The following is a 24,364-nucleotide window of genomic DNA, read 5'->3' on the forward strand; positions in this document are numbered from 1 at the left end:
GGAAAGCGGGAGGGATGCACGATGAGTGAAAAACAAGTGACATCGGAGCGGGGACTTACGCTGCTCGGGCAGGTGCGGGAGATCGCGATGCGGTTGCCGGAAGTGATCGAGGCGGTGGACAAGTTTGGTCACACGTCGTTCCGGGTCAATGACAAGCCGTTTGTGATGATGGGCGAAGGGGACGGCGAGACTTCGCTTTCATTGAAAGTGCTGAAGGAGACGCAGGAAGTGCTGCTCCAGCGCGGCGGCTTTACAAAGACGCATTACATCGGACACCACGGATGGGTGACGCTGGACACAGAAGTTGCGCCGGACTGGAACGAGATCGGGGAACTGATCACCGAAGGCTATCTGCGCAGCGCGCCGAAACGCCTGCAGAAACAAGTCATGACGCCCTAGACAGGGCGTCATTTTTTATGCCTTGGCAAGTTTCTCGAGAATCTCAAGCGGCAGTTCGAACCGGCACGTCTTCAACGGGTCGACGACCTGACAGATCTGCAGGTTGCCGCCGATGCTGAGCAGGGCGATCGCTTCGTGTTTGCTCATGCCGCACTCGCTCTCCAAATACTGCACCATGTTGCGGGTCGCCGTCGCAGCCGCATCATCGAGCAGATGCTCAGAGGCGATGGTGTAAAGATGGGTGTCCGTCTTGGCCATCGGCAGCGGCCACCGTTTGCCTTTGAGCAGCGACAGCGTCACCGTCACTTCGCCTGCGATCTCCACGCCGCAGACGCCAACTTCACCGTCGCCCATCGCAGCATGCAGGTCGCCTAACGCAAACAAGGCGCCCGGCACATTGACGGGGAGGTAAAGCGTCGTGCCTTCGCGGATCACTTTGCAGTCCATGTTGCCGCCGTGTTGATCGGGCGTGCCGCAGGAGACGGGGTCACCGGCCGGCGCTGTGCCAATCACACCGATCATCGGGTTCAGCGGCAAGGAAATACGATCGGAAAAAACGGCCTGGCCATCCTCGATCGGAATCAGCCGAATCACGTTCTCTTCCAGCAGGTCCCCGATCACGCCAAGCCCGGGGCCGGAGACCATCACGCCGCGGTCGCCGATCGCAATGCGTTCGATCTGCACTTGCAGCACATCGCCGGGCTGTGCGCCTTCCACATAAACCGGGCCGGTCGCCGGATTGATGCGGTTCCAGTCCAGCTCGGCAAACGGTGTATCGGCCGCCGTGATCTGATTCTCGAAGCAATCGCAGGTCTCAAATACAACTTGCGCGCCATCTTCGACCGTCAGCACAGGAGCGTTCTCAGACGACATCGCATAGATCAAGTCGCGTTTTGATACTCGGTACATGGCAGACACTCCTTTTGTTAGACAATTCTACTTTCTTGATTCTACCTGACGTAGCGCCGTACCTTTGTTGCTGCAAGGATTATTTCGGGTGTTTGTGGGAAAAGTGGTGGTAAAAAGGAGACTGCAGTCATGCACTTGCTCGGAGATGCAGCAATTACATTTTTAATCCTCAGCATCGTATTGGTAACGGCATACCGGGTCAAGAAACACCTGCACCGGATCGAGATCGCCGTTTTGTATGTATTTTTCAGTGCCGTCCTGTCTGATGTTGTAATCGTCATCTCGTTAAACAACAAGTTCTGGCAAATTGAAACGGACGGCCTGTTCATCTATATCCTGAACCTGATTCACCGGCTGATCATCATGCCGACGATGGCTGTGCTGTTCGTCAACGACATCACCGGCCGGCAAGGACTGTTGAAAAAATCGGCCGTCTACCTCAAGTGGCTGCTGCTCTTTCTGTTTGTGGCGTATGCTTCGGTCTGGATGGATCTGGTGGAGTACTTGCGCTGGCCGTTTTATCTCTCCTTGCTGGAATGGGGGCTCATGCTGGCGCTGGCGCTTGGTGCGAAGAAACTGTACCGCTGGCTGCTGAAACGGGAATACGGGGAGTTGGAGGAGGTGCAGCCGTGATCATCTTTGCTGACAGTATCAAATGGGATGGGAATGAAGCGTTTATTCTCGGGCTGATCCTCCTCCTCGTGGCGCTGCAGTGGTATCTGATCCGCAAGTTTCCGCTGCCGGTCACCGTTTCGATCTGGGTGCTCAACTATCTCCTCGTCAAACTGGCCGACTTGACGATCGGTGTCCCACCGCTGGACTTTTACGACACGATGGACCGGCCGATGTATGAGTGGAGCGACATCTCAACGCATGCGTTTGTCTATCCGATCCTCGGCTTCCTCTTCATCTATGCTTATCAGCGCTGGCAACTGCGCGGCATCCGACTGGCCGCGTACATCGTGCTTTGGAGCGCCGTCTCGGTGGTGTTTGAGTGGAGTGCGGTGTATTCGCAGATTTTCCATTACAAAGGATGGAAGATAGGGTGGTCGTTTTTTGTGTACCTCACCGTCTTCCTGATCAACCTCATCTTCTATGAAAACGTGCAAAAGTGGCTGCGCGCGGTGGTAAAATAGGGGCATGAGGTGAGACATTTGAATCTGCAAGCCTACCAGCAAATGATGAGCTCGATCAGCCAGTTGCTGCCTCAAGAGGCATCGATTGCGCTGTCCGACCAGTCGCAATATGTATTATACCGCCCAAGCGGCGCGATCGACTTGAACATTCACCCCGGCGATCCGCTCAAACACGGGTCGATCGCCAAACAAACCCTGGCCGCAGGAAACAAAGTCGCCCATTTTGTTTCGCCCGAGCTGTTTGGCATCCCCTATTATGGGCTCGGCACGCCGCTGTATGATGAGCACAACCGGGTGATCGGCGCGATGACACTGATCGTGCCGCCGGAGCGTTCACACCTGTTCCCGGCCATTCCCCGCACCGAGTACATCGCGGGTCTCGCCGACAACCGGATCGTGCCGGTGCATGAAAGCGAGATCGCCTACTTCTCGAGCAGCGAAGGCACGACATACCTGCACACCAAGACGGAGGTCTACAAAGTCAAACAGACCTTGCAGGCGCTGGAGTGGCTGCTGCCCGGCCACCAATTTGTGCGCTGTCACCGCGCCTTTCTCGTCAACATCGGGTGGATCGGCGAGATCCAGCGCCATTTTCACTCGACATTTCTGCTGCTGATGAAGGACGAGCTGGAGTCGAAGATTCCGGTCAGTCAAAAATATGCGAGCGTTTTTCGCAACTTGCTTGGCTTTTAACAGGAGGCATTCCGCCTCCTTTTTGCTGTTTTACCCCCCGATTCTGCTGTCCTGCGGCAAAAGCGATACAGGCGTGCCTGGCCGGTGATAGACTTGTGAAAGCGTTATCATATGGTTCATTGGGGGTCATCGAGATGATCGAACAACGGATACGAAATAAAGCCTTTCTGGATAAAATAATCAGTTCTGAAGCAGCTTCTCTGCTGATCAAAGACGGCATGACGGTAGGTCTGAGCGGCTTCACTCGCTCCGGCGACGCGAAAGTCGTTCCGCTGGCCTTGGCCGACCGCGTGCAAAAAAGCGGGGAAAAGCTGAAGATCAACCTGTTCACCGGCGCGTCGATCGGCGACGAAGTGGACGGAGTGCTCGCCGAGGCCGGCCTGATTCACAAGCGGCTGCCGTTTCAAAATGAGCGCAAGATGCGCAACAAGATCAACGCGGGCGAAATGCTGTTCATCGACCAGCATCTGTCGCACACCGCCGAGCAGTTGCGCAACGGCTTCTTGCCGCCGGTCGACGTGGCGATATTGGAAATCGTCGCGATCACCGAGGACGGGCAGATCATCCCGTCGACTTCGGTCGGCAACTCGTCGATTTTTGCTGCGCTGGCAAGTCAGATTATTCTGGAGCTAAACGTCGCCCAGCCGCTGGGGCTGGAAGGGCTGCACGACATCTATGAGCCGGGCATGCGCGGGCAGCGTCAGCCGATTGCACTGACTTCTGTCGACCAGCGCATCGGCACGCCATACATCAAGATCGATCCGGACAAAGTGGCGGCCGTCGTGGTCACCGAGAAATCCGATTCGACTTCGGCGATCAAAGCTCCCGACGAAGAGACGGAAGTGATGGCCGGGCACCTGATCGAATTTTTCGAGCATGAAGTGAAAAAAGGGCGTCTGCCGCGCAGCCTGGCACCGCTGCAATCGGGCATCGGGTCGGTAGCGAACGCGGTCTTGCACGGATTTTTGAAATCGGACTGCACCGATCTGGAAGTGTATTCGGAAGTCCTGCAGGACGCGGTGTTCGATCTGATGGATGCAGGCAAAGTAAAATTTGCTTCGGCCTGCTCGATCACGCTGTCTCCGGAACGGGCGGCCGATGTGATCCCGAACATCGACAAGTACCGAGACCGCATTCTATTGCGTCCACAGGAGATCTCCAACCATCCGGAGATCATCCGCCGCCTGGGCTTGATCTGCATCAACACGGCGATCGAGTGCGACATCTACGGCAACGTAAACTCGACACACGTGATGGGCTCCAACATGATGAACGGAATCGGCGGCTCCGGCGACTTTGCGCGCAATGCGCTGCTCGGCGTGTTTGTCACCAAATCGACCGCCAAAGACGGCAAGATCTCTTCCATCGTGCCGTTTGCTTCCCACGTCGACCACACCGAGCATGACGTTGACCTGATCGTCACCGAACAGGGCCTCGCCGATCTGCGCGGCCTCGCGCCCCGCGAACGGGCGAAAGTCGTGATCAACAATTGCGCGCATCCGTTGTACAAAGATGCCCTGCTCGACTACTACAACTCCGCAGTCAAGCGCGGCGGCCACACACCGCACCTGCTGGAAGAGGCGCTGGCGTGGCATGCGAAGTATCTGCAAACGGGTTCGATGAAATAGCAAGCTTAGAGTAACGCCGCAGGAAATCTCCTGTGGCGTTTTTGTGATTTTATGATAAAATACGACATAAACAAATATTGGAAATGTGCAGAATTGCAAGACACTTGCAGGATTACTAGGAACCTGCAACTATTGGAACTTATGGCGGGGAGAAAATGTGGAATGGTAAGTAACACATACTTTGCAACTCAATGCGGGCGGAGGGTGGTCAGATGAGAAAGAGATTGTTCCGCTACGGACTTCCTCTCTTGTTGCTGCTGGCTGTGCTCCAAGTGTTTGCTGTCGGATCGACCGATGCCTACCGGGTGTATCAGGGGACAAGAGAGAAAAAGACGTTTTCTAATGTGGGTGGGGCGATCCATTATGCGGTCAATCTGCCTAGGTCGTATGTGATCCGCACGGCGACGCGCCGCGAAGTGTGGACAAGCGAAGTGCCGATTTTGGAGTATCATGCCTTTTCGACGAAGCAGGAGCACGACGTGTGGTTTGTCACCGCCGATGCGTTTGAGAAACAGCTGCGCTACCTGTCGGAGCACGGCTACAGCTCGATCTCGTTCCAAGAGCTGGCCAAGGCCTGGTACGAGCATCGTCCTTTGCCGCCGAAGCCGGTGATCATCTCGATTGATGACGGTTATATGAACAACTATACGATTGCGTATCCCTTATTGAAAAAATACAAGATGAAAGCTTCGATTTTCCTCACCACCAAGATGATCGGGGCAGATGCTAATCATTTTGGCTGGCCGGAGATTCGGGAGATGGAGGGGAGCGGCCTGGTGACTTTTGAGGCGCACGGGGTGAGTCACCAGAACCTGACCAAGCTCTCCGAAGCGCATGCGCGGCGGGAACTGGTCGATGCAAAGCAGGTGCTGGAGGAGAAATTGGAGCATCCGGTGGTCTGCTACAGCTATCCGGGCGGCTATAACAATGCGAAGATCAGGCAGATGGTCGAAGCGGCCGGCTACTTTTTCGGCACAGTCGGCAAAGGGGGTTACGCGTCGATGTCGCAAGGCGCGTATGAACTGCAGCGCATCATCGTCAATGGCACTCAGCCGCCGTATCAGTTTGTCGAGAGTTTGAAAGACAAATAGAAAGAGCTTGGTATCATAGATACCAAGCTCTTTTGGTTTCGATTCGTCTAGGAGAACCAGATTCAACTACCGGAAACATCGCAAGCCCTACCTCTCTTGCGACCATATGGCTCCGAAGACCATGCCTGTTTGAATCCTAGTTCACTTGTTTGAAGCATTTCGTGCAACGTTACAAAATTCTTCTCTATAATCCGATTCTCAAACGATCGTCGTTGTAGCTTGCGGGAATGTTAAGATTGAAAACTTTCAGCAGTAGATAACCTTCAGTATAGCGCGTGTCAGAGCAAGTGTCAATGTCTTTATCTATTTTTTTAATACTCTTCTAGAACTTGGACAAGATAAAGACAACAACTGACAAAGTTCGACAAAGGGAAGGGCTTGATGCATGGTACACGTGATCTATCCGATTCTGTGTCTGGCAGTGCTCGTGTTGTTTCTGAAACGCCGTCCGTATTTGGCGCCGGTGGAAGTGGTGGCCGTCTATCTGTTCTCGACGATTCTCTATATGGTGACGGTGGCAGCGGTTTCGATCACCATGTTTCTGCCGGAACTGCTGAAGACTTCCACGGAATATCGCCTGATGCCTTACATCGTACTGAATCGCATGTTGGTATACCCGCTTCTGTTGACGCTGTTCGTGAATTGGGTGCAGGGCAAACGCAGCTGGACGGTCAGGGCGGGGCTGTATGTGCTGTGGGTCGGGGTGTTGACGGGCATTGCGTGGCTCAACGATTACTTTGCGATCTTGCTGTATATCAAGTGGACAACGTTTGATTCACTGATCATGTGGGCGGTGATGCTGCTGGTGCCGGTCGGGTTTGCAAAATGGTTTCAATCCTTGCGGCGAAAGGATCTGGCTGAAGTATGAAGTTTGGCGGGAACGATGTATTTATCCTGGTGTCTGCTGCTGTATTGCTGATTGTGTTTGTCCGCCTGCCGCGGCGGTTTCCGCGGCAGGTGACAGTGCTGATCTGGCTGTTTAACATCTGGCTGGTCCAGTCGATCGATTATGTGATGGGGATTCAGCCGCTGAACTTATATGATTTTATGGATGTTCCGAAATGGGAGCCGACTTATGCAGTAGCCCATTTTACGATTTACCCGATTTTCGGGTACTTGTTTCTCTATTATCTGCAGTCGATCCCCAAGACAAAGCGAATCAGGGTTGGCTATATACTCCTCGCCACTGCCGGAGCCACGCTGTATGAATATCTGTGCATGCTGGCGGGTGTGATCAAATATATCCGGTGGGAATTGCTCTATTCAGCGGCATTTTACGTCGGAATTTTTCTGATCGAGATCGTGGTCTACCGGTATTTTCGAACGTTGTTGAGACGAAGTTGACGGAGGTTGGACAGATGGGGGTTACTTGGGAGGAGAGCTACACGGGGCAGCTTCGCCAGATGGTCGGGCATCAGAAGCTGATCATTCCGTCGGTACGGGCGATGCTCTGTAATGAGCAGGGTCACGCGCTGTACATTGCACGGAGGGGCGAAGGCTCGTGGGGAATGCCGGCGGGCTCGAGCCGCGAATTGCGCTTTTTTGCCCCGGAGGAACTGCCGGAGCGGATCGCGCCGGCGATTGTGCCGATTTTGCGGGCGTACCTCAAGCGATAGAAAAGCCAAGGCAGATGCTGCCTTGGCTTTTTTTACAGGCGATTGTGATTTTTCAGCGTGTGCAAGATCAGGGTCGACATGTATGGCTGCCAGTAGGTCAGGCCGTGCTCGTCGTCCCAGCCGCCGTCTTCGCGCTGCGTGCTGCTCAGGTGGTTGAGCAGTTTTTCCAGCAGTGCGGGCGGGAGGGCGCGGGTGAGTTCCGAGTTCGGATCGTAGGCGTAGTGGCAGAGCGCGAAGAAGCTTTTTTCCGGCGCTGCTTCGGCCAGACGGATGATCGCGGTGATCGTCGCTTCCCGCAGCGGGCGCGTGTCGGGCGTGTCTTCAAGGGTCAGATAGTAGTCATATGCATGGTACGCCATGAACAGCCAGTCGGTCGCGTTGATCTGCTCGACGTTGAGATGCTCCGCTGCCCACTTGGCGGTCGACGCTTCCAGCGACGGGGTGGCGAGGCCGAGGCGGCGCAAGTTGCCGACGGTGGAAGCGGGGATGGTCTGGCCGCCCTGGCTCCACCATGGAGCATACGGATAGTCATGCAGCGTGGGCGGATTGAGCAGCGACCCGTCCGCTGCGCGGTTGCGCTCGACCCAAGATGCGCTGCCATCAAACAGGCTGCCGGCCGGAATGCCCGTTTCGCGGACGACGGTCAGCAGAAATTCCAATGCCAGCGGGTTGGAGTCGGGGCATTTGATATCATGCTCCATGCCGTGGCCGAAGCCGCCGTCTTCATTTTTATAAGCGAGCAGGCACTGATGCAGATGGGCAAGCGAGCCGCCGTCAAAGAGATAGGCGAACAGGCTGCGCTCCCACAACGCGCCGTTTTTGTAGACGAACTCTCTTGCGTTTTCGATCGAAGCCATGAGCATAGTCCCCCTGTATTTACCAGATGGTGTGCCTATTCGCGACAGGGTGGTCTAGTTCCTGCTACGAGTCTCTGTCTGATAATGATATAATTTAAGTTATGAACGAGAGAGCTGAAGGGACGGATGGCAGTGGCGGTTCAATTGAGTCAGCAATGGGCAAGAGTATTCAAATACAGCGGCCTGCGCGAGGAAGATCTGCAGGTGCTGGCGAAGCACCGCAATCTGTTTGAGACGAGCAAGCGCGAGTTGGTCGACCGCTTTTACGAAGAGCTGCAGAAACATCCGGCGCTGCAGGAGATCGTGCAGGATCACAGCACGATCGAGCGCCTGAAGGGAACGCAGATCGACTACTACGTGTCGCTGGCCAGCGGCGTGATCAATGACGAGTATGTGGCGACCCGGGAACGCATCGGGCTGGTGCATGCGCGCATCGGCCTGACGCCCGATTGGTTCATGAGCGCGACCAACGTGTATGTGAGCCTGTTCTCCGAACTAGTGCAGGGACATGAGCAGGAAGTGGCGCTGGTGCGGGCGTTTACGAAGCGCCTGCTGTTCGATTCCTCGATCATCTTGCAGCAGTACGACAACACGTACCGCAAGAACATGGAGCAGATCTCGAATGATATCGAGACATCGATGCATCATGTGTCGACGATTGCGACGCATTATGCCGTGTCGGCAGAATCGCTGTCGAACGCGCAGGAGAACATCTCGGAGTCGATGAAGAACCTGACCGGGTACAGCAAGGAGATCGAATCGGTGATTCGTCTGGTGATGGGCATCGCCAACCAGACCCATCTGCTTGGCCTGAACGCGCAGATCGAATCGGTGCGCGCCGGGGAGCACGGGCGTGGATTTGGCGTGGTCGCCAATGAAGTGCGCAAGCTGTCTGAGGAGGTCAAGCGCTCCTCGAAAGACATCCAGAGCTCGGTCGAGCGCATCATCAAGCAGGTCGCAGAGATGAACGAGCAGACCGCATCAACCTTGTCGATCGCAACCGATCAGGCGGCGTACGCGCAGGAGCTGAACGCCTTGATCGAAGAGGTGGAAGCGGCGACAAACGAATGGAACCAGCGTGCCCGCTCGAAGCAGCAGACGCAGATGAAATAGCAGGAAAACAAGAACACCACTGCCGGTTAGAGCAGTGGTGTTTTTTTGAGCGAGCGGGTGTAGAGGTAGATCTTGCGGGTAAAGGGGGCGCCGGTGAGGGGCTTGTAGACGATCCCGCGATGGGTGACATGCTCGGCGAGCATGCGCGGCACGAAGGACAGGCCCAGCCCGGTGGCGGTAAAGCCCAGCAGGGACTCATTAAATGACGCTTCCAGCACGATGTCCGGCTCGATGCCATGTGCGGCGAACGTTTGCAGCAGGGCATGGCGAATATCGCAAGGGGACTGGTGCAAAATGATCTTCTCACCGGCCAGATCGGAAAAAGCCACCTCGGCAAGCTGCGCAAATGGATGCGCGTCCGGCACGACCAGCAGATAAGGCTCTTCCAGCAAAAACGCATGCTCCAGCTTCCCGTCCCCGTCGACATCTTGCACGAGCGCTGCGTCCACCTCGCCGGTTAACACCGCTTCGAGCAGTTCGGCCGACGTGTCTTTGACCACCGTCTCCGGACGAGACAGCTCTTTCTGGGCGATCAGTTCCGGCAGGTAATAAGACGCCAGGCTGGGCAGCGCCCCGATCGTCAGGCGGGCAGATACCGCCATGTCTTTCCAGACTTGGTCGAGCTCCTGCACCAAGGGCCGGATGCGCTCGCAAAACTCCTGGCCATGGGCAGTCAAAACGGCCCCGTGCACGGTGCGCTCAAACAGCTTGATGCCAAGCGACGCTTCGAGCAGCGCAATCTGTTTGCTCAAGGCAGGCTGGGTGATAAACAGGCTCTCTGCCGCTTTGGAAAAGCTCTTCCAGCGGGCCAAAGCGAGGCAATAGCGCATCTGCTGCAACGTCATCCGCAGCACTTCCTTTCCTCGAAATTCCCACTATAACTTTTGGTTATACCTTGATAACTTTTGGCAAATATTCACCGTCAGCTCCCCTTGCTATGATGAACTCACGAAAGTTCAAAGAGGAGTGAGCGCTGTGATCCTGATCTCGTATCTGTTGATGTGCCTGGTGTTTGGCACCACGTATCTGTTTATCAAAATCGGACTGGAGGCGGGTATTCCGCCGTTTTATCTGGCCGCTTTGCGTTTTCTGATCGCCGGTGTGCTGGTGTTGGCCTATGCGTGGGTCAAACGCATGGAGTTCCCGAAAACATGGCGCGACTATGCCGAAGTGTTATGGCTGGGCATCTTGATGACGGCGATTCCGTTTACCGCGCTGTTCTGGGCGGAGCAGTACATCACGTCCGGCATGGCAGCTCTGCTCGTGGCGACCGCGCCTGTTTTCATCGGGCTGTTCTCTCGCCTCGACCGCATGCAGTGGGGCGGCGTGGCGTTGGCGGTGCTCGGCATCGTGCTGGTCGTACTGCCCGACTTGGCCAACGAAGAGACGACTTGGCACAGCCTGTTTGCCAAAGCGGCGCTGATCGCCGCCGAATCGGCGTTTGCGTATGGCGCGGTGCGCTCGAAAGCGTATTTGGAAAAAGCGTCCTCGCCGCATCTGTTCAATGGGCTGCAGATGGTGTTTGGCGCGCTGATCATGCTCGTGTTGTCGGTGGCGACCGAGTCGCCTTGGCAGACGGTCTGGTCGTCGCAAGCGGTGTACAGCCTGCTCTACCTCGCGATCGTCGCTTCCATTTTCGCATCGGGCATCTATTATTGGCTGCTGAAGATCACCAATCCGATGTTCCCGACCACGTGGACTTATGTCGCGCCGGTGATTGCGATGCTGGCCGGAGCCGTCTATTTGGAAGAGGCGTTTCCGATGTCCGCACTGGCCGGTGCGGTGTTGGTCATCGGCGGCGTGCTGTTGATCAACCGTGATAAATTGTTTAAAAACAGTTCCATCGTAACACAAAAAAGCTGACCGGCGGGATGGCCGGTCAGCTTTTTCTTGCCGTGTTGATGTGTTTACGATGTTAGCGCGTTTGGTACGTATGCAGGAACGTCTTAGCGGTATGACCGCTCATCGTCGGCACTTGGTACATGCCGCGCGCGTTCAGGTACTCGAACACTTCATAAGCATGGTAGTTGCAGGCGTTTGCGCCGTTGAGCAGCATTTGGCGAATGTACGGATCGGCGCATTCCAGCGATGCGTTCATCTGGTTTTTTGCCGAGTTTTTGTGTGAGAGCAAGAGCGAGCGCGCGATCTGCGCGTCGTAGAACTGGTCGAGCCCGGTCGGTCCAACGGGAGCCGGGTTATGAAGCCCGTATTGGATGTTGCGCGGTGAAGTGACTTGCGAGAACTGCACTTCGATCGGCACGACGGCGCGGTAGTCGTGTGTGTAGGATGCCAGTTGATTGTAGTGGGTCAACGCATGTGTGCGGTGACGGTGCAGCAGTTCCAGCAAGGCCGGGTCGCTGCACATCTCCGCGTACATCGCGAGGTGGTCGATCAGGCAGATCTGTTCGTTTAACACCTCATGGACTTCCATCGATTCATGAGCGCCAAATGGCATGGGAGCACCTCCTGTTTATTCGGAGATAGTCTGTCTCTCTTCGTCGCGACTATGCGTCAGGTGATCGCTAGCCAAGCCATTTTTCCACAGCATCGCACAGTTCCTCCCGCGCCCAGAAGGTCAGCGTTTCTGTCAAGCCGCGCTCTTCATAGACGGAGCGGACAAAATCGGCTCCGAGCAGATAGCCGAGCCGGTTCAGTCCATATCTTGTCCCGCCCGATAAGCGGAACCATTCGCGCTCTTTTTCAAAAGACCAGTCGGCGGCGTCTGCGCGGTAGGCGTTCCGAATCTCTTCCCGATGCAGATGATAGTAGTCGGTCCACGGCTGACCCGCATCATCGAAGGAGAGGTAGACGGATTGCTCCAGACCGGGAACTGCCAGCTGGGAGAGCAGCGTCGCTACGCCCTCGACGTACAAGGCACCGTGCGGCTCGCGGGCAAATTTGCCCCAGTCAAAACCGGCCTGTCTCAGCCAGGCAAAATGGAGCACGTGTCCCATCTCATGCGCGGCCAGCACTTGCAGGTGTGCGGGTTCCGGAGACATTTTCTCAATGGCAAACTGGATACGGCGCGTCAGAGCGCGCTCCACGTAAGCGTTAGAGCCAAATCCGCCAACGAGCAGCCGGCATTCCCATTCGATCGGGATCGGGAGCAGGCGTTCCACTGTGTGAGCGGTCTCGGCGAGGATGTTAGGAAGCCGATCTGCCGTTTGTTTCATCGATTGATACACATCCGGATACCGTGCGAGCGCAGCAGACAACCGCTCCGGTGTCCGCTGGCAGTGCGAGGCAAAGTAATCATCGAACAGGTCGGGGTGTTGCTGATAATACAAATCCAATTTTTCAAGCGTCATCTGCTCCCCGTCTTCATACAAGGCAAAAAAGGAACCTGTTGTGTCAAGAATTTTCATAAGATCCCTCCAAAACGAACTCTTAACGATGAAAGGGGAAGGTTTTTGCTAAAAAGTGCAAAAACCTTCCCTTTGTAATTTTACCAGCTAGATCTTATGTACGGGTATTTATCTGTGCTGATCGATAAGAATCTGATTTCCGTCCGGATCTTCCAATGTCAAATAGGCGGGGCCATCAGTCGATTCATCTGCTTCGGCTTGAAGATTAATTCCTTGTTCTTTCAGCTGTTTTTGAAGTTCACGAACGTCGGTAAACGATTCGAGGTGTTCGGCATTTTGATCCCAACCTGGATTAAATGTCAGGATGTTTTTTTCAAACATGCCTTGGAACAGGCCGATCACACAGTTCTCATTTTTCAGGACGATCCAATTTTGAGTGATGTCGCCGCCTTTGTGCTGAAAGCCTAGTTTTTCGTAAAATGCTTTTGAGGCATGAATGTCCTTAACGTTCAAACTAACGGAGAATGCGCCAAGTTTCATTGTTCTACCACCTTTTTTAAAGTGTAAGTTCTATCGTTATGTAATTATAACATTCAAAGTCGCGCTGAGGTGAAGTCCCCCCTAATAGAAAGATGGGACTATTTTTATTTTGCAGAAACCCCAAATATCGGGTTCCCATTCATACATCTAATGAGCATCTTTTTATCATTTATCCTTCTTCTCGGTACAGTGCCGGGAACTGCAACTACCGTGCAGGCGACAGAAGAGCAGCCGAAGCTTGGCAAAGATGTTTCGTTTTCCGAAGCCCCATCCGAACCGAAAGAATTGGTCGAGGCACGGACAGCCAACTCCAAACGCTTTTTCAATCCGGATGGAAGTACGAAAGCAAAGCAAGGTTTTAACAAGGCTAAGAAGTGGTTCGATGATCTTTTGGAAGGAGGGGGGAAAAAAGGCTGCAATTGCTTTACTGCCGGAACAAAAGTTCTCACTAAAGAAGGGGAGAAGAACATCGAAGACATACTATAGGGTATCCGTACAAAATAAGGGTACTCTTACAAGAGAAGGCAGAATTCCTGATGACATGGCAGCTACGCACATTGATTTAACGGATGATTACGTCTCACAAATTCAAAAGATAATCGAAAACTATGTTAAGACAGGTGGAAAGTGAGGGAAATGTGAGGATGGAAAACCTTCAGGATCTCTTGAATTGTTTATGGGCAGGAGTAATTGAGAAACACACTGTTGATTTGTTTAATCACACTATTGAATTTGATGTAAGAACAAATTGGGGTGGTGTGATTTCTTATCACCATTTGAAATTCACCGGAGTGAAAGCTGTATATTATATCAATGACCAGTTTCCCTCCGAACCAGAAGAGGGGGATTATTTAGAACTAAGCTCAGTATCTTATGATAAAGATATGGAGATGGAAGTAAAAGTCAGTGCAGATTCAAAAGAGTATAGTCATTTGAACTCAAAAGCAAATTTCCTTCTGGAAATTTGGGGAAGAGAAGTACTCATTGATGCTTTGAGTGTTGAAGTCGATGGAAAATTCTTCGAAGTAGGATGTGCTTAAAAAGTATTACCCAGTCTATGCCTTGAGGGAAGTTTCTCCCTCGAGGTTTTTTTTCGAAATGCAAACCCAAGTACAACTATTTTTGGAGTATAATAACTTTTAATCATTCTCATAATATTGTTTCAACGGAATTTGGAGACGAGTTTCCGCATGAAGGATCAAATCAATCGCGAGAAATACAAGCGAGAGGGAAGTAGATAAGATGAGCGAACAAAAGACAATCGCATCAGCACCCATGCCGCGCACACGCCAAAGTCTGGCGGACGACTTGCGGGCGCTGGGGCTGCGGGAAGGGATGACGGTGATCGTCCACTCGTCGTTGTCGTCGCTGGGCTGGGTCTGCGGAGGTGCAGTGGCGGTGGTGCAGGCGCTGATGGATGTTTTGACTGAAAAAGGTACGCTGGTGATGCCGACGCACTCGTCGGAGTTCTCTGACCCGAAGTATTGGCAGAATCCGCCGGTGCCGAAGGAATGGCATGAGATCATTCGTGAGACGATGCCTGCCTTTGACCCGCAGATTACGCCGACGCGCGGGATGGGGAAGATCGTGGATACCTTCCGCACGTTTCCGGGCGTACTGCGCTCGTATCATCCGCATGTATCGTTTGCGGCGTGGGGCAAGCATAAGGAACTGGTGACTGCCAACCACTCGCTCGCCTATGGGCTCGGCGATGGGTCGCCGCTGGCACGCATCTATGAGTTGGACGGCTCGGTGCTGCTGCTCGGCGTCGGGTATGACTGCAACACTTCGCTGCACCTGTCGGAACACCGCGCGCCGGGCACCGTACTGGAAAAGCTCGGCTCGCCGATCTTCAAGGACGGCCAGCGCATCTGGGCGACGTTTGAAGACATTGAGATCGACTCTTCGCAGTTTCCGGAAGTCGGTGAGCAGTTCGAAGCTGCCCACCCGACTCAGGCAGGAAAAATCGGCTCAGCTGATGCAAAACTGATCGGGCAGCGGGCTCTGGTCGATTTCGGGACGGCGTATTTTGCGAAAAAGCGGGGCTTCTAAAACAAAACGATCTGAGACGAAATGAAACAAGATCGACCTCGACAAATAGAAAAACACCTCTGCTCTTTAAAAAGGCAGAGGTGTTTTTTTATTTCCCAAACAGCGCCACAACAGCATCGGCAAACGTTTCGCGCCAGCAGACCCAGTCGTGGCCGCCTTGGAATTCGGCGAAGTGGACGGATGCTCCTTTTTGTTGGAGCTGGTCGCGGATGGCATAGTTCGCTTCGATGATGTCCGGCTGCTCGCAGGTGCCGACGTCCATATAGACGTTGAGGTGCACCTGTTCGGCTTTGTCCAACTGATGCATGAACCACTCCGGCTCGCCGTCATAGCCCCAGGCAAACGCGCCAGACTGGGCGAGGACGTTGCCGTACACGTGCGGATTCTGCATCGCGACGATCAACCCCATCAGGCCGCCGTTGGAGCAGCCGCCGATCGCCGAATGGGCCGGGTCGGTCGTGACGTTGTAGTGTTCGCGTACAAATGAAGTGACTTCTTCGGCCGCAAACTGGGCAAACATCGCCGTGCCGCGCATCTCTTCGTTGCGGCGGTCGTTGGCGTTGACGAAAACGGCGACGACCGGCGAAATTTTTCCATCGGCCAGCAAATTATCTAAAATTGTCGGCGCCGAGACGATCTTGTCATACTCAAATCCGTCAAACAGCACCAGGACGCTGTACGGCTCACCGTCCTTCGCATAGCCCGGCGGCGTATAAACCCAGACGCTGCGCTCGTTTTCAAGGATCTCGCTGCGCAGACGGTGCTGCGTGATCTCCCCTTGCGGCGCATGCTGACGCACGGCGCGGTACGGGTTGGGCTCAAAGCCGGGATAGACCAGCACGGCGGTTGTCGCATCTTTCGTCGACGGCTTGTCCGGGTTGGCCGGATGCACGAGAAAATGCAAGTTCAGCGGGTCTTCCTGCAGGTTGGCAAGGCGCGCCGACCAGTCATCGCCAAAAGTATCGTACGGCGAAACATAATATTCGGCCACGCTGCGCATCGGCGTGCGCACGGTGCGGTAATAGACATCTGTATCGAGCAGTTGCACCAGCTTGGCTTCTTCCAATTTCCAGCCGGCCGGACCGCCCAGCATATAAACGCTGTCGCCCACTCCTGTTTCGGACTGCCACAGGAAGGTCAACAGCACTTCGTTTTCGTTTTCGGTCTCTTCGATCAGGGGAGCGCCTTCTTTTGCGATGTAGTCCCAGAATGCTGGTAACGCTTCTGTATGCCCGTCTTTCAGCTGCTGCTCAAGGTGGGCAAGGGTAGGACTTGCTTTGATTTCTGCCATTTGGTATGAACCCCCAATTTGACGTGAATTGAACTTTATGGAGATAAATTCTATTTTACTTTCGAAATTCCTTCACTTTCACGAAAACTTTCTTCACAACTTCTTGACATCTTCTTGAAACGATGTGGAGACCAGTTTTTATGATCGTAGCAGAACGATCAGGAAAGTGCGAAACCGGAGGGATGAAAGATGACGGCATTGTTGGAAGCGCGGGGCGTAAAGAAGGTGTTTGGCGAAGGGGCGCGTGGGGATGGTGGTGGGCGCGGTATACGTGCTGACCGGGCTGGTGTCGCTGCCGATGGCTTGGAAGATGGGGAAGGGGACTGTTACGTGGGATTTGGTGGTGGAGTGAAAGGACGCCAGCCTGCTTGGGTGGTCGGGTCCGGGCGGGAGGGTTTATAATGGGGAAAGAATTGACAGTTAGCGGGAGTTGTTGACAATGGGGTCGAGAATGATGCACGTATGGGTCGCGTATGCGACCGGGCGCAGGCTTGGGGTGGATGACTTCCCGCGCTTTTTGCTGGGGGGCATCGCGCCGGATGCACATCATGTGATGCAGGAACCGAAGGATGCGTCGCATTTTTTACGATGGGATGAGGCGTTGCAGCGCAAGTATGTGGATGTGGAGCGCTTTGCTGAGAAGTATGCGGACTCGGCTGGAGATGATTATTATCGGGGATATTTGACGCATTTGATCGCCGATGATGTGTGGCTGACGACGGTGTTTGAACGGCATGTTTTGTATGCCGGCAAGGAGGAGCGGGAGCGGATTCTGCCCGCGTATTACGCGGACTTCCGCACACTGAACGGTCTGTTGATCGAACGCTATGGGGCTCAGGACGCTCTGGTTGAGCTGCTGCAAGCAGGCAGGCAGCGGGCTGGAGATCGATGAAGTGGCGTTTGAGGCGGTGCTGCGATTGAAGGAGGAAGTCAGGCAGGATTATGCGTATGCGCCTGAGGATCTGGAGACGCCGCTGCAACTGTTCAGCTTGGAGGAGATTGTGGAGTATCTGGAAGCATCGATCGACCGGGCTGTGGTTCGGCTGGAAACTGGAAGTCCCGTTCGCTAGAGAACGGGACTTTTATTTTTGATTTGATTTGTCGAGTTTTGTATTTAAATATATGTCGCAATATTATAAAAATAATATGGACAAGATAACATTTATATGATAAATTTTTGATCACAAATATAAATAACCTATAGAAAAAGGGAGGCAACATCCATGCTGAGCAAAAAGTTTGTTGGCGTCACTTTGGCTGTCGGCATGCTCGCGTTCACTTCGGGCGCAGCAGTCGCAGCGCTGTCGGGCAGCTCCGCATTTTTCGGGGGCGGCTTGACCGCAGCGAAGATCGGGAACATGTCGTACTGGGAGAGCTCGACCGTTTCTGCAAACGGGTACGCAACGTACGCGTCTGACGCACGCAATGACTGGCAGGGCATCTCGAATGCAGATGTCGATTATTCGAACGCATCCTCCGAATCCACTGCGACGATCCGCTCGTACGCAGGCAACTACGGCCTCGACTATGCGGGGCGCATCGTGCCTTACTCCGGCGGTCGGGAAGCATCGACGAACTCGACGTGGGATATGGTGCAGATCATCCTGAACGACTACTACATGGACAGCTACGGCTACTCGAACGCGAACCGTCACAAGACGACGATCCACGAGTTTGGCCACTCGCTGGGGCTGGTGCATCAGGACAGCGCGACCGATTCGGTCATGAAACAAGGGCTGTACACGTACACCAACCCGACGAGCCTCGACGTGAGCAACATCCAGTGGAAGTACTAGGATAAAGGAGGAGAGCGAAGATGAAAAAAGCAGCAATCGCAACGGTTACAGCGCTCGTGATGGCGCTTGGCGGATATACGACCGTGTCCGGCTTTGACAAGGATGTGCAGTTGGCGATCCACGAAGCGGACTACGTGGCGTTTGACACGGTGGCCGACATCGAGCAACATTCCGACCTGATCGTGCAGGTCGAGTTCACCGGCGACCGCACGCTGAAGCAATGGGATGTGGAGAAGGCGTCCGAGTCGAAAGTGCAGATCAACAAGGTCTACAAAGGCAGCCTGAACAAAGGCGACGTGATCTCGGTCTATGAGGCCGGCTATCAGGCGGACGACAACACGGTCGTCTCGGTGGAAGGCTATAACCTGATGAGCGAAAAGGGCAAATACGTCCTCTTCCTCCGTCCGTTCACCGACGGCAACTACATCATCGTCGGCATGTACCAAGGCAAATACGACCTGAACACGAAAGCGCTCGCCAAGGAAGCGGAGCAAAACGCAACGTACACCGACCTCAAACATCAGGAGTACTTCGGCGACCGCACGGCAGCGTTTAACAAGCTGAAAAAAGAAGTGCTTGCCAAATACAACTAATTCAATGCGGAAAAAGCCGCCCGGGCACATCCGGGCGGCTTTTTCAGGCTGTTACATGGGATCGTTTCTTGGTTACCCTTCTTTTTGCTCGTGCTCGAGAAGCATACGGTCTAACATCTTGCGGCGCTCGCGCTCTTTTTTCCTGTACTCGCGTGCCTCTTCTTCCAGCGCTTTCAGCAGTGACCAGCACATCAGCACCATGATGATCGCAAACGGCAGCGCCATTACGATCGAGGCGGTCTGCAAGGCGCTTAATCCGCCGCTGTACAAGAGGACCATTGCGATCGAAGACTGCAAAATGCCCCAGGTCAATTTGACTTTGGCGGAAGGGTTGAGATCGCCGTCCGAAGAGAGCATGCCCAGCACAAAAGTTGCCGAGTCGGCCGACGTGATAAAAAAGGTGATGATCAACAGCGTGGCCAGCCCGGCCAGGATCGTCCCAAACGGCAGGTGGTGCAGCGTTGAGAACAAGGCGGCCGTCGTGTCGGCCTGCACCGCTTCGGCGATCGGATGGCCGCGGAAGATCTCGAACTCCAGCGCCGTGCCGCCAAAGACGGAGAACCAGATGAAACTGAGCAGGCTCGGCACCAGCAGCACGCCGATCACAAATTCGCGGATGGTGCGCCCTTTGGAAACACGGGCGATAAACATGCCGACAAATGGCGCCCAGGCGATCCACCAGGCCCAGTAAAAGAGCGTCCAGCCTTGAATCCAGGTGCCTGGCGAAAACGGGGTCAGGCGCAGGCTCATCTGGATCAGGTTCTGCAGATAGCTCCCCAGCGTCGTGGTGAAGGTGTCAAAAATGAAGAAGGTCGGGCCCAAGAACAGCGTGAACAACAGCAGGGCGAGCGCCACGACCAGGTTCAAGTTGCTCAGCGTTTTGATGCCGCGGTCGAGTCCGGTCGAGGCGGAGAGCATGTACAAGACGGTGATCGCCACAATGATGATCGCCTGCACCGTGAAGGTGCCGGGCAGGTCGAACAGGTAGCTCAAGCCCCCGTTGATCTGCAGCACGCCAAAGCCAAGCGAAGTTGCCACCCCAAAGGCGGTGGCGAAAATCGCCAGCACGTCGATCGTTTTGCCGATCGGCCCGTTGACCCGTTCGCCGAGCAGCGGGTAAAACGTGGCGCTGATCAGCCCTTTTGCCCCTTTGCGGAATTTGAAATAGGCGAGTGACAGTGCGATCACCGCATAGATCGCCCATGGGTGCAGCCCCCAGTGGAAAAACGCATAGCGCATCGCGGCGCGGGCCGCATCGACCGAACTGCCTTGAATTTCCTGCGGCGGGTTGATGTAGTGGCTGACCGGTTCGGCAACGCCCCAGAACACCAGACCGATCCCCATCCCGGCGGAAAACAGCATGGCAAACCACGTCAGGTTGCTGTATTCCGGCTCGTCATCGTCATCGCCGAGCTTGATGTGACCGAATTTGCTGAACGCGATGAAAAAGGCGAAAAGCAGAAAACAAAAGGTGACGATCAGATAGAACCAGCCAAATTTTTCGGTGGTGAAGTTGAGCATAGCGGTTGTCGTGTCAGCCAGTGTAGACGGGGAGACTGCGCCCCAGAGCACAAAGAGCAGCACGACGATGATAGCGATCCAAAAGACCATTGGCAAACCTCCACAAAGATCGGAACTTAATGTAAGTATGACCTGTAAAAGACCTGCTATTCGTGGGATAATAAAAGCACTACGGATGCGGGAAGGGGCACGGAGATGGACATTGGGAAGATCATCCGCGACAACCTGATCGATTATGCGTTGAAAGAACGGGACTTTGCCTACGCACAAGACGTGCTGGCCTGCGATTTTGCTGTGGATGCGCCGGAGCATGAGGATAACCGGTTTCATTTTGAAGTGGTGGCCATCGAAGAGATCGACCGGCTTGCGGCGGACGGCTGTGCCTTGGTGTTTGACGGGCTGGAGCTGGCCGGGGAGGACGATGCGTATTACCTCGGTTTTATCGATGATGAAAATACCGGGCTGGGCCTGCTTGTGCCGGCTAAAGAGTATACAGAATACAGCCGCACCGCGAAACGGCGCGTGATGAACCGCCGCAAGCTGCACGAACTGTGCGCTTACTCCAAGCAGTGCGGGCTGAATAAGTGGTAATCGGAAAAAGGAGCTGTCTCTGCCGGATATGAAGATTCGTTCGATTGAGAAACACGAGATTCCACGCCTACTGGAACTGATCCGTGAAGCGTTTACGTTTTACGGCAAGGACCCCGAGCCTGAAAACGGCCAGGTGCATGTGGAAACGTTTGAAGAAGTGTACGCACGGGAAGACCTTGACCCGGAGCTGATCATCGTGGCTGAAATGGAAGGTCAACTGGTCTCGATGTGCAGCTTGCTGCCCAAGCGCCTGCGCTTTGCGGGCAAGGAGTTGACGACGGCGGTGCTGTCTCCGGTCGGCACGCTGCCCGGATACCGGGGCCAAGGGCTGGCGGAGCAGGTGATTTTGTTTGCGCTGGAACGGGCGAAAGCGAAAGGATATGCGCTGTCCCATGTGCTGGGGCATCCCACGTATTATCCGCGGGTCGGCTATGTGCCGGTGTTTCCATTTCATTATGTAGAAACGAACGCAGTGGCGGCCGATGATTCGAAAGCCGCAACGTCGCGTCCTGCCGCCGCCGGGGATCTTCCGCAGCTGATGGCGCTCTATGAAGGGGAGCATCGGCACCACCTGATGAACCCGGTGCGCACGATCGAATGGTGGCAAAGGGAGCTCAGTGCGCGCGCTGGCACCCGGCATAGTTTTGTCGTCAAAGAACTGGCCGACTTGCGCGTGTTTACGGCAGGGGAGGCGATCATCGGGTATGCCATTCTCGCGGAGGCGCAGGACGCGTTGATCATCGCCGAGTGCAGTCTGGCTGCCTCCGAGCATGTGGAGAGCGTCTGGCACGCGCTGCTGCAGGAAGCGGCCCGCCGCCGGAAATCGAAACTCAAAGGCCCGTACAAAAATCTCCCCCGCCTGGCTGCCGACCTGCGCAAACGCGGCGCGGAAGAGATCTCGTATGCCCCGTCCGCCTGGATGATGCAGGTGCTCGATTGGGATGTTGTGCTGTCCGCCTATGCGGGACAGGCGAACCTTGCAAAAGTGACCGGGATTCCGCTGCGGCTGGCCTATCGGGACGGGAACCTGCAGGTGGACTGGGGCGAACGTTCGACGCGGACGGCGCTGTCACCGGCCGCGCTCACGCAGTTGCTGATGGGGACGTTTGCGCCTGAAGAGCTGACCGAGTTTGATGACCTGCTGGCATTGATCTTCAAGAAGGACATTCCCTATTTCAACCACAATGAGACGCTGCAATAAAAAAGCACCTGCCAGTACTGGCAGGTGCTTTTTCTTCCGGATTAACGGCAGCGCACGATAAAGATACGGCGACCGCAGCGGATGACTGTGGATTGACCTTCCCGAAGGTTGATCACAATAATACGACGGCGGCGGCGATTGTCATCACTGCCGCGCCCGCGACCACGTCCACGACCCATGAGCTGTCCCCCCTTTCAGAGCTTTACATTATCCTATGTAAAGGGTCGTCCCATGGAAAGGGACAGACTACCTCTGAAAAACGACCAATTTCCCACCCGTAAAAAGCGGCGCTGTGACGTTGGCCTCATTTTGCCGCCAGCGTGCAACTTCTGCGGTCGGCGCATCGTCTTACAGGTACACAACTGGATTGGAGATGATCAGCTTTGAACAAACGGATGCTCCTGGGAGCGCTATTGATCGGTGCAAGTCTTATGGTGACGGCGTGCGGTTCGTCGCAGCAGCCGTCTTCCGGTTCGCAGACGCCGCCCTCAGCTAACCGTGGCGAAACTCCGGAGGCCAGCCAGGTCGAAGTCACCGTCTATCGCGGCAACCAGGACGGCACGGCGATCATCAAAGAAAAAGCGTCGATCTCCAAGATCGAGGATACAGAGAAGAAGATGGACGCCCTGTTCAGCCTGCTCAAGGAAAAAGGCAAAGACACCGCCCCGTCCGTCCCGCAAAAGGTGCAGCTGAACAGCGCGGCGCTCGCAGGCGGCGTGCTGACACTCGATGTGAGCCAAGACGTGCAGAGCATGAGCTCGACCGAGGAGCTGATGTTCCTCAAAGCGCTGCCGGCCACCGTCTTTGATAATTTCCCGGACGTGACCACGATCAAATTTACGATCAACGGCGAGGCGGCCGAAGCGCTGAGCCAAACCGATGTCTCGAAAGGCATCAACAGACCGTAATCGCATCTGCCCGAAAAAAAGAGACCTCAGGTGAGGTCTCTTTTGCTTTCCTTTGGCTTGCCTGTGTAAACACCGCCGAAATAGGTGGTCAGCGGGATGCGGGAGCCGATCCAGGTCAGTCCGCACGTGAGCAGGGTGATCAGCACGTAGAGTGAAATCATGCCGAGGTTGCCTTCGAACAGGCCGCCGTAGCCGTATTTTTTCAGCTGGTTGCCCAGCAGGTTGAGCACCAGCGGGTGGAGCAGGAAGATCAGGAAGGACTGCGCAGACAGCCAATCGAGCAGTTTGCCGAAGCGGCTCTTGGTGTCAACAAAACGCAGGGCGGCGACATAGAAGAACAGGAAGGACAAGATCGTGTACAGCATGACGCTGGGCTTGATCGAGTAGGCCCACTTTTTCGTGAAGTAGCCGTCGAGGAAGAGCACAGCCAACGATCCGAGCCACAAGAGGCCGACCCAGACGCTGTTGCTTTGCAGTTTCGGCTTCCAGTCCGCGCGGTTCCTCGCGAAATACATGCCAAACACGAAGTAGAAGACCCAGAACGGGAAGGATGTGAAGCGCCAGCCGGTGTCCCAGCCCATGTAGAGCGACGTTTGCGCGTACAGGGTGAGCAGGAACGTCCCGCCGAGCAGCCAGAAGGGCTTGCGGTTCATCGCGTCGCGCAAAAGCGGGTAGAGCAGGTAGAGCTGGAACGTGATGATCAGGAAATACAGGTGGTAAAACGCCGTTCCGTAATACAGATGGTCGAGCGTCGGCCCCCACAGGCGCGGGATGCCTTCGACGCCGTTGTCGCGCAGGAACTGGCGGGCGATGTACAAGACGTACAAGAGCGTCCAGAGTACATAAGGAATCAGCACTTTGCCGATCCGTTTGCGCTGGAACTGGAGATAGGACAGGCGCGGCCGGCCCATTTCGATGTTATAGAGCACAAATCCGGATAAGATGATAAAGAGCGGCACCGCATACCGCATGATCTCATTCCACGCCCGGCCAAGCGCCGTGTCGGTCACGTAGCTGGCCGTGATGTGGATGGCGATCACCGAAAGCGCGGCGATGGCGCGGATGAAGTCGATTTCACGCAAACGCATGTGTGGCAGTCACCTTTCCTGTCCAAAAGAAGTCAT

At 55.0% G+C, this 24,364-nt stretch carries 30 protein-coding genes; 21 read left to right on the forward strand and 9 right to left on the reverse strand.

Features of this window, described 5'->3' with window-relative positions; translation table 11 throughout:
• Nucleotides 1-21: 21 nt before the first annotated feature.
• Nucleotides 22-399 carry an MmcQ/YjbR family DNA-binding protein gene (locus tag CBW65_RS14870; protein ID WP_087457495.1) on the forward strand — a complete coding sequence of 126 codons (378 nt, stop codon included), beginning with the start codon at nucleotides 22-24 and terminating at the stop codon, nucleotides 397-399.
• Between the two features lie 15 nt (nucleotides 400-414).
• Here the strand turns inward: CBW65_RS14870 and CBW65_RS14875 are convergent, their stop codons facing one another.
• Nucleotides 415-1,308, reverse strand: coding sequence for an acetamidase/formamidase family protein (locus CBW65_RS14875; protein ID WP_087457496.1), 894 nt, complete (start codon nucleotides 1,306-1,308; stop codon nucleotides 415-417).
• Between the two features lie 129 nt (nucleotides 1,309-1,437).
• Between CBW65_RS14875 and CBW65_RS14880 the strand changes: the two genes are divergently transcribed.
• The 8 genes from CBW65_RS14880 to CBW65_RS14915 all read left to right on the forward strand — a co-directional run bounded on the left by CBW65_RS14880 (nucleotide 1,438) and on the right by CBW65_RS14915 (nucleotide 7,472).
• A complete protein-coding gene (locus CBW65_RS14880) occupies nucleotides 1,438-1,941 on the forward strand; it encodes a hypothetical protein (protein WP_087457497.1) in 504 nt (167 codons plus the stop codon).
• Entirely contained in the window at nucleotides 1,938-2,444 is a 507-nt protein-coding gene (locus CBW65_RS14885; protein WP_087457498.1) for a hypothetical protein, read from the forward strand. The genes CBW65_RS14880 and CBW65_RS14885 overlap by 4 nt, the downstream gene beginning before the upstream one ends.
• A gap of 9 nt (nucleotides 2,445-2,453) precedes the next feature.
• Nucleotides 2,454-3,137 (forward strand): LytTR family DNA-binding domain-containing protein, encoded by a 684-nt coding sequence (locus CBW65_RS25125; protein WP_269767941.1) that lies wholly within the window; start codon nucleotides 2,454-2,456, stop codon nucleotides 3,135-3,137.
• A 134-nt stretch (nucleotides 3,138-3,271) separates the two neighbouring features.
• On the forward strand, nucleotides 3,272-4,765 hold the full coding sequence (locus tag CBW65_RS14895; protein ID WP_087457500.1) for a succinyl-CoA:acetate CoA-transferase ScpC: 1,494 nt from the start codon (nucleotides 3,272-3,274) through the stop codon (nucleotides 4,763-4,765).
• A gap of 212 nt (nucleotides 4,766-4,977) precedes the next feature.
• Entirely contained in the window at nucleotides 4,978-5,856 is an 879-nt protein-coding gene (locus CBW65_RS14900; RefSeq protein ID WP_157721962.1) for a polysaccharide deacetylase family protein, read from the forward strand.
• A gap of 385 nt (nucleotides 5,857-6,241) precedes the next feature.
• Nucleotides 6,242-6,724, forward strand: a complete 483-nt coding sequence (locus CBW65_RS14905) for a hypothetical protein (protein WP_087457502.1) — start codon at nucleotides 6,242-6,244, stop codon at nucleotides 6,722-6,724.
• The gene (locus CBW65_RS14910) at nucleotides 6,721-7,200 is read left to right on the forward strand and encodes a hypothetical protein (RefSeq protein ID WP_087457503.1); all 480 of its coding nucleotides are present in this window, start codon (nucleotides 6,721-6,723) and stop codon (nucleotides 7,198-7,200) included. Before CBW65_RS14905 ends, CBW65_RS14910 begins: the two co-directional genes overlap by 4 nt.
• Nucleotides 7,201-7,214: 14 nt before the next feature.
• Nucleotides 7,215-7,472, forward strand: a complete 258-nt coding sequence (locus tag CBW65_RS14915; RefSeq protein ID WP_087457504.1) for an NUDIX hydrolase — start codon at nucleotides 7,215-7,217, stop codon at nucleotides 7,470-7,472.
• A 32-nt stretch (nucleotides 7,473-7,504) separates the two neighbouring features.
• Here the strand turns inward: CBW65_RS14915 and CBW65_RS14920 are convergent, their stop codons facing one another.
• On the reverse strand, nucleotides 7,505-8,329 hold the full coding sequence (locus tag CBW65_RS14920) for a hypothetical protein (protein ID WP_087457505.1): 825 nt from the start codon (nucleotides 8,327-8,329) through the stop codon (nucleotides 7,505-7,507).
• Nucleotides 8,330-8,455: 126 nt separating this feature from the next.
• Here CBW65_RS14920 and CBW65_RS14925 point away from each other — a divergent pair, with 126 nt between their 5' ends.
• The gene (locus CBW65_RS14925) at nucleotides 8,456-9,442 is read left to right on the forward strand and encodes a globin-coupled sensor protein (RefSeq protein ID WP_087457506.1); all 987 of its coding nucleotides are present in this window, start codon (nucleotides 8,456-8,458) and stop codon (nucleotides 9,440-9,442) included.
• Nucleotides 9,443-9,468: 26 nt separating this feature from the next.
• On the opposite strand, the gene CBW65_RS14930 is transcribed toward CBW65_RS14925, so the two are convergent.
• Complete coding sequence (locus tag CBW65_RS14930; RefSeq protein WP_087457507.1) at nucleotides 9,469-10,287, reverse strand: LysR family transcriptional regulator; 819 nt, start codon at nucleotides 10,285-10,287, stop codon at nucleotides 9,469-9,471.
• Between the two features lie 130 nt (nucleotides 10,288-10,417).
• Here CBW65_RS14930 and CBW65_RS14935 point away from each other — a divergent pair, with 130 nt between their 5' ends.
• Nucleotides 10,418-11,305 carry a DMT family transporter gene (locus CBW65_RS14935; protein WP_087457508.1) on the forward strand — a complete coding sequence of 296 codons (888 nt, stop codon included), beginning with the start codon at nucleotides 10,418-10,420 and terminating at the stop codon, nucleotides 11,303-11,305.
• 52 nt (nucleotides 11,306-11,357) lie between these two features.
• Here the strand turns inward: CBW65_RS14935 and CBW65_RS14940 are convergent, their stop codons facing one another.
• The 3 genes from CBW65_RS14940 to CBW65_RS14950 all read right to left on the reverse strand — a co-directional run bounded on the left by CBW65_RS14940 (nucleotide 11,358) and on the right by CBW65_RS14950 (nucleotide 13,287).
• Nucleotides 11,358-11,897, reverse strand: coding sequence for a spore coat protein (locus tag CBW65_RS14940; RefSeq protein WP_087457509.1), 540 nt, complete (start codon nucleotides 11,895-11,897; stop codon nucleotides 11,358-11,360).
• Between the two features lie 67 nt (nucleotides 11,898-11,964).
• Nucleotides 11,965-12,807 carry a hypothetical protein gene (locus tag CBW65_RS14945; RefSeq protein WP_087457510.1) on the reverse strand — a complete coding sequence of 281 codons (843 nt, stop codon included), beginning with the start codon at nucleotides 12,805-12,807 and terminating at the stop codon, nucleotides 11,965-11,967.
• Nucleotides 12,808-12,915: 108 nt separating this feature from the next.
• Entirely contained in the window at nucleotides 12,916-13,287 is a 372-nt protein-coding gene (locus CBW65_RS14950; protein ID WP_087457511.1) for a VOC family protein, read from the reverse strand.
• Nucleotides 13,288-13,497: 210 nt separating this feature from the next.
• On the opposite strand from CBW65_RS14950, the gene CBW65_RS14955 reads away from it, so the two are divergent.
• From CBW65_RS14955 to CBW65_RS14965, 3 genes are all read left to right on the forward strand, one after another.
• Entirely contained in the window at nucleotides 13,498-13,773 is a 276-nt protein-coding gene (locus CBW65_RS14955) for a hypothetical protein (RefSeq protein ID WP_157721963.1), read from the forward strand.
• Between the two features lie 158 nt (nucleotides 13,774-13,931).
• On the forward strand, nucleotides 13,932-14,327 hold the full coding sequence (locus tag CBW65_RS14960; protein WP_087457513.1) for a YxiG family protein: 396 nt from the start codon (nucleotides 13,932-13,934) through the stop codon (nucleotides 14,325-14,327).
• 202 nt (nucleotides 14,328-14,529) lie between these two features.
• Complete coding sequence (locus CBW65_RS14965; protein ID WP_087457514.1) at nucleotides 14,530-15,339, forward strand: AAC(3) family N-acetyltransferase; 810 nt, start codon at nucleotides 14,530-14,532, stop codon at nucleotides 15,337-15,339.
• Nucleotides 15,340-15,427: 88 nt separating this feature from the next.
• Here the strand turns inward: CBW65_RS14965 and CBW65_RS14970 are convergent, their stop codons facing one another.
• The gene (locus tag CBW65_RS14970; protein ID WP_087457515.1) at nucleotides 15,428-16,630 is read right to left on the reverse strand and encodes an alpha/beta hydrolase; all 1,203 of its coding nucleotides are present in this window, start codon (nucleotides 16,628-16,630) and stop codon (nucleotides 15,428-15,430) included.
• A 451-nt stretch (nucleotides 16,631-17,081) separates the two neighbouring features.
• Between CBW65_RS14970 and CBW65_RS14980 the strand changes: the two genes are divergently transcribed.
• The 4 genes from CBW65_RS14980 to CBW65_RS14990 all read left to right on the forward strand — a co-directional run bounded on the left by CBW65_RS14980 (nucleotide 17,082) and on the right by CBW65_RS14990 (nucleotide 19,019).
• Nucleotides 17,082-17,522: a hypothetical protein gene (locus CBW65_RS14980; protein ID WP_087457517.1), complete on the forward strand. Its 441-nt coding sequence runs from the start codon at nucleotides 17,082-17,084 to the stop codon at nucleotides 17,520-17,522.
• Complete coding sequence (locus tag CBW65_RS24285; RefSeq protein WP_157721964.1) at nucleotides 17,479-17,700, forward strand: hypothetical protein; 222 nt, start codon at nucleotides 17,479-17,481, stop codon at nucleotides 17,698-17,700. Before CBW65_RS14980 ends, CBW65_RS24285 begins: the two co-directional genes overlap by 44 nt.
• A 153-nt stretch (nucleotides 17,701-17,853) precedes the next feature.
• Complete coding sequence (locus CBW65_RS14985) at nucleotides 17,854-18,426, forward strand: matrixin family metalloprotease (protein WP_087457518.1); 573 nt, start codon at nucleotides 17,854-17,856, stop codon at nucleotides 18,424-18,426.
• A 20-nt stretch (nucleotides 18,427-18,446) separates the two neighbouring features.
• Nucleotides 18,447-19,019: a hypothetical protein gene (locus CBW65_RS14990; RefSeq protein ID WP_087457519.1), complete on the forward strand. Its 573-nt coding sequence runs from the start codon at nucleotides 18,447-18,449 to the stop codon at nucleotides 19,017-19,019.
• Nucleotides 19,020-19,091: 72 nt separating this feature from the next.
• Here CBW65_RS14990 and CBW65_RS14995 read toward each other — a convergent pair whose 3' ends face one another.
• Nucleotides 19,092-20,630 carry a glycine betaine uptake BCCT transporter gene (locus tag CBW65_RS14995; RefSeq protein WP_087457520.1) on the reverse strand — a complete coding sequence of 513 codons (1,539 nt, stop codon included), beginning with the start codon at nucleotides 20,628-20,630 and terminating at the stop codon, nucleotides 19,092-19,094.
• Between the two features lie 105 nt (nucleotides 20,631-20,735).
• Here CBW65_RS14995 and CBW65_RS15000 point away from each other — a divergent pair, with 105 nt between their 5' ends.
• From CBW65_RS15000 to CBW65_RS15010, 3 genes are all read left to right on the forward strand, one after another.
• Nucleotides 20,736-21,131, forward strand: a complete 396-nt coding sequence (locus tag CBW65_RS15000) for a hypothetical protein (RefSeq protein ID WP_087457521.1) — start codon at nucleotides 20,736-20,738, stop codon at nucleotides 21,129-21,131.
• Nucleotides 21,132-21,159: 28 nt separating this feature from the next.
• Entirely contained in the window at nucleotides 21,160-22,332 is a 1,173-nt protein-coding gene (locus CBW65_RS15005; RefSeq protein ID WP_087457522.1) for a GNAT family N-acetyltransferase, read from the forward strand.
• Between the two features lie 383 nt (nucleotides 22,333-22,715).
• Complete coding sequence (locus tag CBW65_RS15010) at nucleotides 22,716-23,240, forward strand: GerMN domain-containing protein (protein WP_087457523.1); 525 nt, start codon at nucleotides 22,716-22,718, stop codon at nucleotides 23,238-23,240.
• A 26-nt stretch (nucleotides 23,241-23,266) separates the two neighbouring features.
• Here CBW65_RS15010 and CBW65_RS15015 read toward each other — a convergent pair whose 3' ends face one another.
• A complete protein-coding gene (locus tag CBW65_RS15015) occupies nucleotides 23,267-24,328 on the reverse strand; it encodes an acyltransferase (RefSeq protein ID WP_087457524.1) in 1,062 nt (353 codons plus the stop codon).
• Nucleotides 24,329-24,364: the final 36 nt, after the last annotated feature.

It is taken from the genome of Tumebacillus avium (genome assembly GCF_002162355.1).
Taxonomy (GTDB): domain Bacteria; phylum Bacillota; class Bacilli; order Tumebacillales; family Tumebacillaceae; genus Tumebacillus_A; species Tumebacillus_A avium.